This window comes from Actinokineospora baliensis (genome assembly GCF_016907695.1).
Lineage (GTDB): Bacteria > Actinomycetota > Actinomycetes > Mycobacteriales > Pseudonocardiaceae > Actinokineospora > Actinokineospora baliensis.
On the sequence record NZ_JAFBCK010000001.1, the window covers coordinates 4,733,887 to 4,746,893 of the forward strand.

Annotated in this window: 12 protein-coding genes; 5 read left to right on the forward strand and 7 right to left on the reverse strand. The window is 69.4% G+C overall.

Annotated features, from left to right (window positions below; genetic code table 11):
* The first annotated feature begins 161 nt into the window (after nucleotides 1-161).
* Both JOD54_RS21630 and JOD54_RS35705 read left to right on the forward strand, forming a co-directional pair.
* A complete protein-coding gene (locus JOD54_RS21630) occupies nucleotides 162-452 on the forward strand; it encodes a hypothetical protein (RefSeq protein ID WP_204452542.1) in 291 nt (96 codons plus the stop codon).
* A gap of 19 nt (nucleotides 453-471) precedes the next feature.
* Nucleotides 472-2,847 (forward strand): DUF11 domain-containing protein, encoded by a 2,376-nt coding sequence (locus tag JOD54_RS35705; protein ID WP_204452544.1) that lies wholly within the window; start codon nucleotides 472-474, stop codon nucleotides 2,845-2,847.
* 64 nt (nucleotides 2,848-2,911) lie between these two features.
* On the opposite strand, the gene JOD54_RS21640 is transcribed toward JOD54_RS35705, so the two are convergent.
* Nucleotides 2,912-3,889, reverse strand: coding sequence for a toll/interleukin-1 receptor domain-containing protein (locus tag JOD54_RS21640; RefSeq protein ID WP_204452546.1), 978 nt, complete (start codon nucleotides 3,887-3,889; stop codon nucleotides 2,912-2,914).
* 250 nt (nucleotides 3,890-4,139) lie between these two features.
* Here JOD54_RS21640 and JOD54_RS21645 point away from each other — a divergent pair, with 250 nt between their 5' ends.
* Entirely contained in the window at nucleotides 4,140-4,697 is a 558-nt protein-coding gene (locus JOD54_RS21645; protein ID WP_204452548.1) for an isochorismatase family protein, read from the forward strand.
* 39 nt (nucleotides 4,698-4,736) lie between these two features.
* On the opposite strand, the gene JOD54_RS21650 is transcribed toward JOD54_RS21645, so the two are convergent.
* The 3 genes from JOD54_RS21650 to JOD54_RS21660 all read right to left on the reverse strand — a co-directional run bounded on the left by JOD54_RS21650 (nucleotide 4,737) and on the right by JOD54_RS21660 (nucleotide 7,515).
* Nucleotides 4,737-5,321, reverse strand: coding sequence for a GNAT family N-acetyltransferase (locus JOD54_RS21650; RefSeq protein ID WP_204452550.1), 585 nt, complete (start codon nucleotides 5,319-5,321; stop codon nucleotides 4,737-4,739).
* A complete protein-coding gene (locus JOD54_RS21655; protein WP_204452553.1) occupies nucleotides 5,318-6,763 on the reverse strand; it encodes an APC family permease in 1,446 nt (481 codons plus the stop codon). The genes JOD54_RS21650 and JOD54_RS21655 overlap by 4 nt, the downstream gene beginning before the upstream one ends.
* Before the next feature lie 83 nt (nucleotides 6,764-6,846).
* Nucleotides 6,847-7,515, reverse strand: coding sequence for a GOLPH3/VPS74 family protein (locus tag JOD54_RS21660; protein WP_204452555.1), 669 nt, complete (start codon nucleotides 7,513-7,515; stop codon nucleotides 6,847-6,849).
* A 565-nt stretch (nucleotides 7,516-8,080) separates the two neighbouring features.
* Here JOD54_RS21660 and JOD54_RS21665 point away from each other — a divergent pair.
* Both JOD54_RS21665 and JOD54_RS21670 read left to right on the forward strand, forming a co-directional pair.
* Nucleotides 8,081-8,737, forward strand: coding sequence for a peptidoglycan-binding protein (locus JOD54_RS21665; RefSeq protein WP_204452557.1), 657 nt, complete (start codon nucleotides 8,081-8,083; stop codon nucleotides 8,735-8,737).
* A 12-nt stretch (nucleotides 8,738-8,749) separates the two neighbouring features.
* The gene (locus JOD54_RS21670) at nucleotides 8,750-11,011 is read left to right on the forward strand and encodes a zinc metalloprotease (protein ID WP_204452559.1); all 2,262 of its coding nucleotides are present in this window, start codon (nucleotides 8,750-8,752) and stop codon (nucleotides 11,009-11,011) included.
* Between the two features lie 33 nt (nucleotides 11,012-11,044).
* On the opposite strand, the gene JOD54_RS21675 is transcribed toward JOD54_RS21670, so the two are convergent.
* The 3 genes from JOD54_RS21675 to JOD54_RS21685 are packed head-to-tail and all read right to left on the reverse strand — an operon-like array spanning nucleotide 11,045 to nucleotide 12,987.
* Nucleotides 11,045-11,887 carry an acyl-ACP desaturase gene (locus JOD54_RS21675; RefSeq protein ID WP_307860202.1) on the reverse strand — a complete coding sequence of 281 codons (843 nt, stop codon included), beginning with the start codon at nucleotides 11,885-11,887 and terminating at the stop codon, nucleotides 11,045-11,047.
* A 16-nt stretch (nucleotides 11,888-11,903) separates the two neighbouring features.
* A complete protein-coding gene (locus tag JOD54_RS21680; RefSeq protein ID WP_204452562.1) occupies nucleotides 11,904-12,734 on the reverse strand; it encodes an SAM-dependent methyltransferase in 831 nt (276 codons plus the stop codon).
* On the reverse strand, nucleotides 12,721-12,987 hold the full coding sequence (locus JOD54_RS21685; protein WP_204452563.1) for an acyl carrier protein: 267 nt from the start codon (nucleotides 12,985-12,987) through the stop codon (nucleotides 12,721-12,723). The genes JOD54_RS21680 and JOD54_RS21685 overlap by 14 nt, the downstream gene beginning before the upstream one ends.
* Nucleotides 12,988-13,007: the final 20 nt, after the last annotated feature.

A 13,007-nucleotide genomic window follows, 5' to 3' on the forward strand; every position in this document is an offset into this window, starting at 1 on the left:
CGTCCCGGCCTCCAAAGTGTCTGCACTGGATGCATCGGGTGCGGCGGTGAGCGCGTAACACGGTCGCGGCAAGGCGGTGGAAAGGTCCGTGGCTAGCGTGCGGTCGGGGTCCACCGAGCCGGGCGGTCCGGATCGGCCGAGTCCCCGCGGAGGTGTCGTAGATGATCATCGAAGCCATCGCGGCCAAGGTCGTGTTCGTCGTCAAGGGCGCGGTCGCCGTGGCCGCGCACCAGGGGCTCACCGTGTCGGTGGCCCAGCAGTTCGCAGGCATGGTCGGGTCGGCGGGCCTGGTCGCCGCGCTGCACTGGTTGGTGGCCGCCCTGTCCGCCGCGGGCGCCACGGTCGCCCTCGTCCAGGCCATCGAGCGCCTGATCCAGGCCATCGAGCAGGGCCGCCCGCTGCCCGCCATCGAGGCCGCCGCTGACGTCATGGCCAGCGCGTTCCGGAAGTGACCCGAGATCGGAGGCTGCTGTGAAGAGGGGATTGGCTTTGTTGCTCGGGTTGCTGGTGGTGGCGGGCGTCTTCGCCGCGCCTGCCTCAGCGACCTCCAGCGCGGTGGGTGTGCTCGTCTGCCCTGAGATCCTGCCGGAGCACCCACACATCTCGTCCTACAACCTGAAGAACCTCAACAGGATCGACATCAAGACGAGCGCGGGGTTCACCTGTGCGTCGTTGGGCACTGAGTACGTCGTCACCGCGCGGATCACGCTGGAGCGGCAGACCCCATCGGGGGGCTTCCAAGCGGTCGTCGTGGGCAAGCCCGTCACCAAGACCGTCGCGGGTCTGCCGCAGACGTGGTTCCGGGGCGAACTGTTCGCCGTCGGGCCGTGCTTGCCCGGCACCTACCGAGGCAAGATCGACATCGACTCGCAGGCGCTCGGCCAGCCCACACCCAAGGGGTACGCGACGCGGTACTCGGACCCGCGGCCGATCGACTGCCTGCCGAAGCGGACGTCGATGGTCATCGACGACACCGGGTCGATGGCCGGGGTCATCGGCAGCGTCTCCACCTCCCTGTCCAGCTACATCGCCGCGCAGCCGGAGGACGAGTACACCAGGTGGAGCCTGACCACGTTCAAGGACAGCCCCACCGACGTCGGCACGACCGACGACCGCGCCGAGGCGCTGGGGTGGGTCAACGCGCTGTCCGCGAGCGGCGGGGGTGACTGTCCGGAGGACGTCCTGGGCGGTATCAACTCCGGAATGGCCGCCCTCGGCGGTGACCCCGGTGTCGAGCGGCAGATGATCGTCGCCACCGACGCCTCCGCCCAGGCCGGCGACGTGGACGGGATCATCGGTTCCGCGCGAGCGGCAGGCGTGCGCGTCAACGTCCTGCTGACCGGCGACTGCGGCGCGATGGCCGCGCGGACGGCGGCGGGCCCAATGCCGAGTCAGGTGGTGCTCAAGCGCATCGCCGACGAAACCGGCGGCCGGTACTACTACCTGCCCGGCGCCAGCGACGCGGATCTCACCACCGCACTGGGGCAGATCTTCGCCCAGATCGCCGACCCGACACCGCCGAACGGCCCGGCGGCGGTCGAACCCGTCGCTGGCGACGGCCAGTCGACGGCCGCGGGCACGCGGTTCCCGACACCGCTGACGGCGGCTGTCACCACCGCTTCCGGTCAACCCACGACAGGCACCGCGGTCACCTTCACCATCGACGGCACGGCGACCTTCCCCGACGGCACCAATACCGCCACGGTGACCACCGGGTCCGATGGTCGGGCCACGGCACCCGCGATCACCGCAGGCGCCACCGTTGGCGCGGTCACGGTCTCGGCCAGCACTCCTGGCGCGACGTCGGGGTCGTTCTCCGCGACCATCACCGCCGCTGTCCCAGCTTCCATCACGACCACGTCCGGCGGCGGTCAGTCCGCACCGGTGGGAACTGCTTTCCCCGCAACACTTGTCGCCACCGTGACCGACACCGCCGGTGAGCCGTCAGCCGCCATCCCGGTGACGTTCACCATCTCCGGGCCGGCCACCTTCCCCGGCGGCTCGACGACGGCGACGGTCACCACGGGCGCCGACGGGCAGGCGGTGGCACCGGTTCTGACTGCTGGCCCTCAGATCGGCACAGTGACGGTCAGGGCGAGCACACCGGGAGCGACTCCGGCGACGTTCACCGAGATGGTGACCGCTGCCGTTCCGGCCACCATCACGGCGACCTCCGGCAGCGGCCAGTCCGCCACCGCGGGCACGACCTTCGCCGCCCCTCTGGTCGCCACGGTCACCACCACCGCCGCAACACCCGCCGCGGACGTGCCGGTCACCTTCACCGTCACAAGTGGAGCGGCAACGTTCCCCGGCGGCTCAGCCACGGCGACCGTGAACACGGGTGCCAACGGGCAAGCCATCTCGCCCACGCTCAGTGCGGGCAGCGCCACCGGCGCTGTCAGCATCACAGCTGCCGCTGCCGGCCTCACAACCCCAGCCGCCTTCACCGCGACCGTCACCGCACCCCAGGGCTCGGCCAAAGCCGACCTGGCCGTGAGCATCTCCGCACCCACCAACGCAAGCAGCGGCACACCATTCACCGTAAGGCTGACCGTCCGCAACAACGGCCCCTCAACCGCGACACTGATCTACTCAGGCATCTCCCTAGCCAAGGGCCTGCGCATCACCAACCCCGGCGGCGGAACCCCCACCGACAACAACCGCGCCGTCGTCTTCTCCCACCCAGGCCTCGCCAACGGCGCAACGGTGACCTACACCGTCACCGTCACGCCGGATCGCAACGTGACCGGACCACAGAACATCGTGGCGGCCAGCGCGTCGATCAGGGTGGGGGATCCCAACTATCGCAACAACGTGGCTACATCTCGCTTGACGTTGCGCAGGTAGTTCGGGGCTGACAGGACTGTGGGAAGGGCTGGGCAACCCCCGCCCTTCCCACAGTTGTAGGCGGTCACGCCTTGACCGGGTTGGCTATGCCTAGTAGCTCGCACTGGTGGCTGAGTTGACTGGTCAGCTCCAGGGATTTTTGGCCTGCCACCAGGTTGGTGAAGGGGCGGACGAAGTAGGACATCAGGCCGGGGCGGTGGTTGATGGCTTCCATTTGCCTGGAGTAATTGGCCAGGGAGTCTTTGAGGCGGAGGTAGGACTCTTGCCAGGCGCGGATTCGACGGCGGTCGTCTTCCGAGGTGGGGAGGGGGATCTTGCTGAGGTCCCACCAGCCCTCGGTCATGACCTCGTGGTAGTTCTCGACAAGGTGGGTCGCGGTGTCGCGGCCGGAAGTGGTTTCCATGACTAAGTCGCCGGAGTTGTTGCTGGCTTGTACTAGGCGGGCTCGGATGGACAGGCAGATGGGGGAGATGGTCGCGGCGTAGGTTTCCAGGGAGGTTGGGTGTCGGCGGTGGCCGTTGGTGAGGTCGGGTTCGGGGTCGGGGGGTAGGTGGGGGATTGTGCCCAGTGGGGGTCTGACCAGGCGGGGTTGGTTGGTGATGACGCGGACCAGGTCGGTGATTCCGGGGTTGGTGAGGTCGGTGATCACGTAGTGGTCGACTGTGTGGGGGAGGACGAAGTGGGGGAGTTCGGTGACTTGGCGGCCGGGGAGGATTACGGGGAGGAGCTTGGGGGTCCAGGTGTCTCGCTGGCTGTGCAGGAGATTGCGCAGGATTGCGGCTTCTGATCGGACACCGGGGTTGGTGGTGGAGGGGCCCAGGCCGTCGCCCGCGGCGGCGTATTGGGGGGAGGCGATGACCAGGACGTAGTCAGCGGTCAGGATTGACTGGGTGGCCCAGGAGGACCAGTCTTGGCGCACGCCTTCGGCCCATTGGTCGAGGGTGACGTCGATGCCGACCTCGCGTAGGAGGCGGGAGAAGAACCGCACGTCGTCCTTGTGGTTCTGGGAATCGTGCGTGTACGTCACGAAAACGTGAGGCATGCTCGTCACCGCCGACTCTGCGTGCGCGTCATTTCGCCAGGCTACTTCCTTTGGTCCGCGCGCACGGAAGATTTCTCGCTATTTCTTCGGTCGCATGCACTCCGAGGGAAAATGTCAGGAAACTGTCTGGCTTTTGCCTTGTTGGACACTTGCTCGTTGCCGAGAGTGGCTGGTTGGTCACGCGCGCGGAGTGTCGGTGGGTGTGCTTATGCTGCAGTGACGAACAGGTGTGCGGGTGAGGAGTGGGGTTGTGTCTACGCTGAGTGACCGTCCGGGGACGGCTGTGGTGATCATTGATGTGCAGAACTCGGTGGTGGCCACCGCGCACGAGCGCGAGGCCGTGATCGGGAACATCAACGTGCTGGTGGATCGGGCCCGCACGGCGGGTGTGCCGGTTGTGTGGGTGCAGGACAACGGGGGTGACCACCCCAACGGCAGCCACGCGTGGGAGATCGTGCCCGAGTTGTCGCCGCTGGAGTCCGAGCCCCGCGTGCAGAAGGAGTACGGGGACTCCTTCGAGGAGACGGACCTGGAGTCGATCCTGGCTGACCTGCGCGTCGGCTCGCTGGTCGTCGCGGGTGCCCAGACCGACGCGTGCGTCCGCTCGACCCTGCACGGCGCCGTGGCCAGGGGCTACGACACCACTCTGGTCTCCGACGCGCACACCACTGAGGACCTCACCGAGTACGGTGCCCCGTCGCCGGACAAGGTCATCGCGCACACCAACCTGTACTGGAGCTTCCACTCCGCCCCCGGCCGCACCGCGGGCATCGCTTCCGCCGCGGAGGTCCCCCTGGGGTCGGCCTAACGAGAAGGGGGTGGGTCAAATGACCCACCCCCGACTGCTTCAGCGTGGTTGCCGCCAGAGAGGCCACATGGTCGGTCCGTCCTCCGGTAGCTGGTACGGCTCGCCGAGCGGCGCGTACCCCGCCCGCAGGTACAGCCGCCTGCTGTTCAGCGTGCTCGCCTCCAAGAACGCCGCCAGCCCCCGATCGTCCAGCTCGGCGTGGTGGTGCCGCAGCAACGCCGCGCCCAACCCGTGGCCCTGACGTGACGGGGCGACCGCCAGCAGGCCCAGGTGGTGATGGGGTTCGGACGGGTGGTGCGCGTCGAACGCGGCGTCCAGGGCGTGGAAGCGGTCCGCGTACCGGCCGGTAGCGGCCAAGACCCTGACGTCGTAGTCCGCAGGCGCGGGTGGTTTGCCGTGTTCGCGGTGGAACCACACGGCGACCGCGTCGTCGTCGATGGTGTCGATGTGGCCGTGGGTGACGGCGTGCTCGACGAGGATCTCGAAGTCCGCGGTCAAGGCGGCCAGCCGGTCCGACGGGGTGTCGACCAGCCAGGCCGTCTGGGGGAGGGGCTCGAACGCCCTGGCCACCACCGCCGCGCAGTGGGCGACGTCGGTCGCTCCCGCCCGGGTGATGGTGGTCATCGGGCGCCCACCGGTACGCGACCGGCGCCGCGGCCGATGGCGTCGTAGACCTGCGGTCGGGTGCGGCGCAGCAGCAGCCCGTAGCCGACCCCGCCCAGGGCGACCACGGCGAACAGGATCGGGATGCCCCAGCGCAGCGGTGAGGTCTCCGGGACACCGAGCAGCAGCGCGTAGTTGGCCACCACCAGCACCAGGATGGCCGTCACCGCGATCGCCGCGATCGGGGGCGCGATCTTGTGGACGGTAGTGGTGTCCTCGTCGTTGTCGCGCAGGAACCGGACTGTGGCGAACGCGGTGGCCGCCAGCAGCATCAGCACGCCGAGCGCACCGGCGGTACCGGCGATGTAGAACAGCTCGGTGAGCGGGTCCCAGCCGCCGATGGCGTAGGCGATGATCACCAGCAGGGCCAGCGCGCTCTGGGTCAGCGAGGCGGCACCCGGCTGACCGGTGCGCGGGGTGGTGCGGCCGAGCGCGGCGGGCAGCACCTGGTCGCGGCCGAGCGCGAAGGTGTAGCGGGCGCAGGTGGCGTGGAAGCTGATCAGCGCGGCCAGCACGCTGGTCACCAGCAGGATCTGCCCGGCCTCGGCGGCCCAGGCGCCCAGGTTCTGCTCGGCCAGGGAGAACACGACCCCGGCGGGCGAGGCCTGCGCGGCGGCGACCACGTTCTCCGGGCCCGCGGCCTGGATGGTCGACCACGAGGACAGCGTGTAGAGCGCGCACAGGCCGCCGATGCAGATGATCGTCGCCCGGCGGACCGCGCCGGGGCTGGCCTGCTCGGAGAACACCGCGCTCTGCTCGAAGCCGACGAAACCGAGCACCGCCAGGCCCAGCAGCGGGCCGAGGCCCGAGCCGAGCAGGTCACCGACGGCGAGACCGGACAGGGTCGGGCCGCCCTCGGCGGGGTTGGCCAGGTTGGCCACGGTGTAGAGCAGCACGAGCGCGACCTCGGCGGCCAGCAGCACCAGCAGGACCCGCGCGGAGTTCCGGATGCGGCGCACGCCGAGCACGGCGACGACCACCCACGCGACCAGGGCGATCACCCACCACGGCAGGTCGAGGCCGAACCACTTGTTCAGCAGCGGGGCCAGGGCCGGGCCGATCGCCCCGTACAGGCCGACCTGCAGGGTGTTGTAGGACAGCAGCGCGATCCAGGACGCGCTGACCCCGGCGGGCCTGCCCAGGCCGAGGCTGACGTAGGTGTAGAAGGCGCCCGCGTTGGGCACCTGGCGGGCCATGGCGACGTAGCCGACGCTGAACACCGCGAGCACGGCGGCGATGATCACGAAGGCCAGCGGCAGGCCGAGCGTGCCGGTGGCGGCCAGCCCGGTCGTCACGATCGCCGCGCAGACGGTCAGCGGCGTGGCGGCCGACGCGGTGAAGAACACCACCCCTGCGGTCGACACGCGTTGCCCGGCCAGGGTCTGGGCTGCGGTTGTGGACACGGTCACTCCTTAGTAGACCTGGTAGACGGTTCCGGGACGGAGTGGGCAGCCGGTCCGGTGGTGCGGTCGGTCGCCGGTCGTGGTTAGAACAGCGGGGTGACCGCTGCTGTCACGAGTACTTCGGTGGCGTTGTCGATGAGCGCGACCGCGCTCGGCCACAGGTTCGCGCGGATCTGGCGCTCCAGCTCCTCGTGCACGCCTGGCTCGCAGTGGCTCAGGATCTCCCGGTCGCGGCCGGTCGCGCGCAGCAACCCGGCCAGCAACAGATCTACAGTGGACAGTGGACGTGGGACGCTCAGGTTGCCCGCGATGCGCACGCCCGCGGCGGCGGCGGTGCTCAGCGAGGGTGGGACGTAGAGTTCGAGCGGTTTGCGCAGCAGGCGCCTGCGGGTGGTGCGCACGACCTTGCCCGAGGCCAGCATCCGGTGCCGGACCAGCTCGGCGATGTCGCGGGCGACCAGGACCATGATCCAGTCCTTGGCGGCCCGCACGCTCTCGTCCTTGCGAACCCACGCGCGCACGCGCTCCTGCAGTTCGTCCCCGGCGGGGACGTCGGCGACCAGCAGTTCACCGTCTTCGATGATCATGTGCCGGGACAGCAGCAGTTCGCCGAGCACCGAGGCGGCCAGGCCCACGGCGAGCGCCTGCGGTTCCAGCCGCTGCTCGCCGGTCATGTCGTCGAGGCCGCAGAGGAAGAACTCGTCGGCCAGCAGCGGTGCCGGTTTCGCCTTTCCGTATTGCGGTGTGGTCACCGAGGGCACCGGGCCCATTCGTCGCCCCCGGGCCTGCTGTGGTGGTCCGAGCGGGTCCGCCCCCGCCACTGGACTGGTCGACTCACGTTCCTCACTTCTTCGTGGTGTGCGCGCCGCAGGATAAAGGCGGGACCGACGGTGCGGGATACCCCCATGGGGGTGACCACCCGATCGGCCCAATCCCGTACACCACGGCCGATCGGGGGACGGCACCGGACCACTGTGTGGGATGGCAACGCTCCCGGCCGTGTGACCTGACTGAGACAATCGGGTGGTCGGAGCCCGGTGAGTGAGGGATCCTCAGTGGAGCTCCCGACGGTTGGGCGCGCCGGGTAATGGGTGTCCACAGCGGATCGTGAATAATGTTCACCGGCATTGTCGCGCACCGCTGAATAGCGCGCATTTCCTCGGCCGTGCTGAACTCGGTGCTTGTGCGCACGGCTCGTTGATCAGCGGCGCGACACCGCACAATGATGCCTTGGCGATCGAGAAACATTCCACCGACAACGTCTCACCGATACCGGGATTCGTTTCGACCGCGCGGGCCAGGGGTACCGATCGGGACATGGAGCGAACCAACCAGGCATCCCTGCCCCCGCTGTCGGCCGACGACCTCGCCGCCGAGACCGGCGCCGCGCTGCCCGCCAAGGAGGTCTACTCGCTGCTCGACCTCAACGTCGACCTCGACCTGGCCCTGGACCTGGCCGCCCCGATCGATCTCGCGGTCGCGGCCAACGCCAACGTCGCCGCCCCGATCGACGCGGCCGTCGGCGCCAACGTGCTGTCCACCGACTCCACCGCCCAGGCCCTGTCGGACCAGGGCGTGGCCATCACCCAGGGCATCACCGGCGACTCCACCGCGCACTCCACCCAGGACAGCGCCATCGACCAGTCCGAGCCGGTCCCCACCACCCCGCCCGCCGCCCAGCCCGGCGGCGTCCAGGCCGTGGACATCCCCGACGACATCAGCGGCGCCCTCAACGGCGGCCTGCTCAACCTGGACGTGAACGTCAACGCCGACCTCGACCTGACCGCCCCGATCAACGGCGCGATCGCCGCCCAGGCCAACGTGGCCGCCCCGATCGACGCCGCCGTCTCGGCCAACATCGGCTCGACCGGCTCGGAGGCCACCGCGGTCGCCCAGCAGCAGGCGATCATCAACCAGGACATCACCGGCAACGCCACCGCCACCGCCGACCAGGTCAGCGACGTCGACCAGTAAGAAGGGGCCCGGATGAGCGTCATCTCGGGCCCGGGTACCGCACCGGGGCGGGACGCCGACGCGTCCCGCCCCGCGGTGCCGACACGGGCCGACGGTGTGCGGCTGATCGGCGAAATGAGCGGGTCCGGCTACCGCCGCCCACCCGCTCTGGTCCGCCGCGCGGACGGCCAGGTGCTGCAGCTGACCCCGCTGCTGTACCGGGTGCTGGAGGCCGTGGACGGGCACACCGACCACGACGGGATCGCCGAGCAGGTCGGCGCCGCCGTCGGCAGGCGGATTAGCGCCCAGGACGTGCGGGTGCTGCTGGACAAGCTGGAGCCGCTCGGCGTCCTCCGGTTACCGGACGGTACCGACCCCCAGCCGCGCAAGGCGAACCCGCTGCTGGGCCTGCGGATGCGCTGCGTGATCTCCAACCCGGACACCACCCGCAAGGTCACCGGCCCGTTCACCTGGTTGTTCCACCCGCTGGTGGTGCTGGTCGTGGTGGCCGCGTTCATCGCCGTGTCGTTCTGGGTGCTGTTCGAGAAGGGCCTGGCCGGGGCCGCGTACGAGGCGTTCCAGCAGCCGTCGTTGCTGCTGCTGGTGTTCGCGGTGACGATCATCTCCGCCGGGTTCCACGAGTTCGGCCACGCCGCCGCGGCCCGCTACGGCGGCGCCACCCCCGGCGCCATGGGCTTCGGCATGTACCTGATGTGGCCCGCCTTCTACACCGACGTCACCGACAGCTACCGGCTCGGCCGGGTCGGTCGGCTGCGCACCGACCTCGGCGGGCTCTACTTCAACGCCATCGTCGCCGTCGCGATGTTCGGCGGCTGGGCGCTGTCCGGCTGGGACGCGTTGCTGCTGGTCATCGCCACGCAGCTGCTGCAGATGGTCCGCCAGCTCACCCCGCTGGTCCGCTTCGACGGTTACCACGTGCTCGCCGACCTCACCGGCGTGCCCGACCTGTTCCAGCGGATCAAGCCGACCCTGCTCGGGCTGCTGCCGAACCGGTGGCGCTCCCCGGAGACCACCGCGCTCAAGCCGTGGGCCCGCGCGGTGGTGACGCTGTGGGTCGTGGTCGTGGTCCCGGTGCTACTGGCCAGCTTCCTGCTCATGGTGCTGACGCTGCCGCGCATCATCGGCACCGCGGTCGACGGGATCCAGAAGCAGTGGGCGGGCTTCGGCGCCGCGTGGGACGAGGGCGACCTGGCCCTGTCGATCGTGCGGGTGCTCTCGATCGTCGCGATCGCCGTGCCCATGATCGGCATCGGCTACCTGCTGATCCGCATGGTGCGCCGTGCCGTCACGAAGGTGATCCGCTGGTCCTCGGGCAAGCCGGGGCGGCGCGCTGTGGCTCTGTTGGCGCTGGTCGCGGTGGTGGTCGGTCTAGCGTGGGCGTGGTGGCCGGAAGGTGACCGGTACCGGCCGATCCAGCCCGGCGAACGCGGCACGGTGCAGGACGTGATGCCCCAGGCGGCCCGCGCACCTCAGCAGCAGGCGGTCGCCCCGGCGGCGGTCAAGAAGCAGGTTCGGCTGCCCCAGGGTGTCGCGGTCCCCACGAAGCGGGTCCCGGCGGTCGTTCTGCGGCCGGTCAACGACCCGACCGCGCCGACCTGGGTGTTCCCGTTCCAGCGCCCCGACGCCCCGGGCCCCGGAGACAACCAGGCCGTCGCGATCAACACGACGGACGGTTCGGTGCGCTACGAGGTGGCCTTCGCGCTGGTGTGGGCCACCGACGACACCGTGGACAACAGCAACGAGGCCTGGGCCCTGGCCAGCTGCCGCGACTGCACCACCGTCGCGATCGCCTTCCAGGTCGTCATCATCGTCGGCCAAGCCAACGTCGTTGTCCCCGAGAACGTCGCCGTGGCGGTCAATAAGTCCTGTGTGGACTGCGTGACCTTCGCCCTGGCCGCCCAACTGGTCATCACCGTGGCCAACGAACCCAGTGACGCCGCCAAGGCCGAGATCGCCCAGATCTGGTCCCGCCTGACCGACCTCGCGGGACGCGTGCAGGACATGCCCATAGCCGACATCCAAGCCGAACTGGAGTCCGTCAAACGCGACATCCAAGCCGTGATCGCCCGAGACCAACCCCCCTCGACCACCACAACCCCACCGATCTCGTCCTCGGTCGTGGCCACCACCACAACCCCGTCGCCCACCGAGTCGTCGTCGACCCCACCATCGTCGACAACGCCTCCCTCAAGCGAAGTCCCGTCCTCGACCCCGAGCCCGACCAGCAGCTCGGAAACGCCGAGCTCCGAATCGGTGGTGCCGACGAGTCCATAGTGGAGCGAGGGGCGGCCGCGGGGCCGCCCCTCGTCACGCGTTGATGGTCCGACAGGCCGAGATGAAGGACACCAGTTCGGTGACCTTGTCCGACCGCGCGTCCACCGCCCGGTTGAGCACCTTGATCAGGTAGTCGTAGGCGTCGGTGTGGTCGTAACGGGCCGTGTCGGCGATCTTCAGGGCCCAGCGCCAGTAGCCGCGGATCGTGTCGGCCAGGGGCATGCGGAAGTCGGCGATCACGGCGCGGACCGGTTCGACCACCTCGTCGCCGTAGCGGATGAGGTAGCGCTGGAGCATGTCGGCGAAGAAGGTGAAGTGGCGGGCCTCGTCACGGCTGAGGCGGTTGAGGATCTGGGCCAGGACCGGTTCGTCGATGACCTGGCGCAGGTTCTGGTAGTACAGCTGCGTCGCCTTCTCCTGCACCAACGGGTACGTGAAGAACTGCACCGCGTCCGCGTAGTCGACGGCGAACTTCTTCTGGCCCTCCACCGCCAACGACTGCCGCAGCGACTCCGCGTCCGCCAGACCGGACTCCACCTGGTACCGGTAGAGGACCCGCGCGTGCGTGTCCTCCTCCTGCGCCCACCGGATCGAGAAGTGGTACAGCTCCCGGTTGTGCACGAACACGTCCCGCTCCACGCTCTCGTTCAACGGGAAGTGCTCGTCGTAGAGCGCGAAGTACCCCGGCAGGTGGTCCTCGATGATCGTGATGAACTCGACCGCCGACCGCTGACCCTCGGTCAGCCGGGACACATCCGCCTGCGACCAGTCGAAGTCGAACTCGTCCCAGCGGGTGCGGCCCGCCCGCAGGAACGTGCCGACCGCCGCGTCCACCTCCGCCGCGGGCAGCAGCGGCCCGCCCACTTGCCTGTGCACAGCCATTCCTCCCCGATCAGCGCCGTTTCGCGCAGGTGAGCGCGTAGTGCTTGGTGGTGAACCCCCACCCCGCGTTCGCCGTCCGCAGGTACTTGGTCAGCTTGTCGGCCAGGCCCGCCTCGATCTCGTCGAGCCGCTGCGCCGAGGCGGCCACGTTGGCCAGCCAGTCCTCGATGGTCCGGTGGTAGTGCTCGGTCAAGTCGTCCACCGCCACCACGCTGAACCCGGCGTCCTCGGCGCCGCGCACCAACTCCGACAGCGGCCGCATGTCGCCCCAGCCGAAGATCGCGTCGCGGACGAACGCCGTGGACTCCTGCTCGCTGAACTCCGCGTGCTTGGCGGCATTGCGGAAGCAGCTCTCCGAGACGTAGAGCATCCCCTTCGTGCGCAGCGCCGCGTGCGCCCGCCCGAACGCCTCACCGAGGTCGGGCATGTGCACGATCGACCCCAGCATCGTCACCGCGTCGAACGAGCGCGGCTCGATGTCGAGCTCCTGGATCTGCCCGACCCGAGTGGTCACCAGCTCACCGAGCCCGCGCTGCTCCACCAGGTCGCGGATATAGGCGTGCTGGTTGGGCGCCGGGCTGACACCGACCACGTGCGCGCCGTACTCCTGGGCCATGAACAGGACCAGCGACCCCCACCCGCAGCCGATGTCGAGCAGCCGCTTGCCCGGCGCCAGCTTGACCCGGTCGGCGACGAAGTGCAGCTTGGTGCGCTGCGCCTGCTCCAGAGTGTCCTCAGAGGACTTGTAGAGCCCGGAGGAGTACTTGCGCATCGGGTCCAGGTACAGCCCGAAGATCTCCGGGTCGAGGTCGTAGTGGACGTTGGTGTCAGCGACCGCCACCGCTGGGCTCCTTCTCCGCGAGGGTGGCCACGACCAGCGTCGCGGCGTCGCGCACGGTCTTGAGGCCGAACACCTGGTCGTCCTCGAGCTCGATGTCGTAGGTCCGCTCGATCTTGGCGACCGCGCGCAGCACCTTCACCGAGTCGGCGCCCTCCAGCGAGCTCAGGTCGACATCGGCGCCGACCTCGGCCGCGGGCAGACCGAACTCGGTCGCCACGATCTCGGTGACGGTGGTGATCACGTCGTCGGACATTCGGTGTCTCGTCTCCTCGG

Excerpts from the sequence above, each read along its gene's own strand:
- JOD54_RS21630 (WP_204452542.1), top strand. The coding sequence starts at position 162 with ATGATCATCGAAGCCATCGCGGCCAAGGTCGTGTTCGTCGTCAAGGGC.
- JOD54_RS21640 (WP_204452546.1), bottom strand. The coding sequence starts at position 3,889 with ATGCCTCACGTTTTCGTGACGTACACGCACGATTCCCAGAACCACAAG.
- JOD54_RS21650 (WP_204452550.1), bottom strand. The coding sequence starts at position 5,321 with ATGACCACCATCACCCGGGCGGGAGCGACCGACGTCGCCCACTGCGCG.
- JOD54_RS21665 (WP_204452557.1), top strand. The coding sequence starts at position 8,081 with ATGGAGCGAACCAACCAGGCATCCCTGCCCCCGCTGTCGGCCGACGAC.
- JOD54_RS21670 (WP_204452559.1), top strand. The coding sequence starts at position 8,750 with ATGAGCGTCATCTCGGGCCCGGGTACCGCACCGGGGCGGGACGCCGAC.
- JOD54_RS21685 (WP_204452563.1), bottom strand. The coding sequence starts at position 12,987 with ATGTCCGACGACGTGATCACCACCGTCACCGAGATCGTGGCGACCGAG.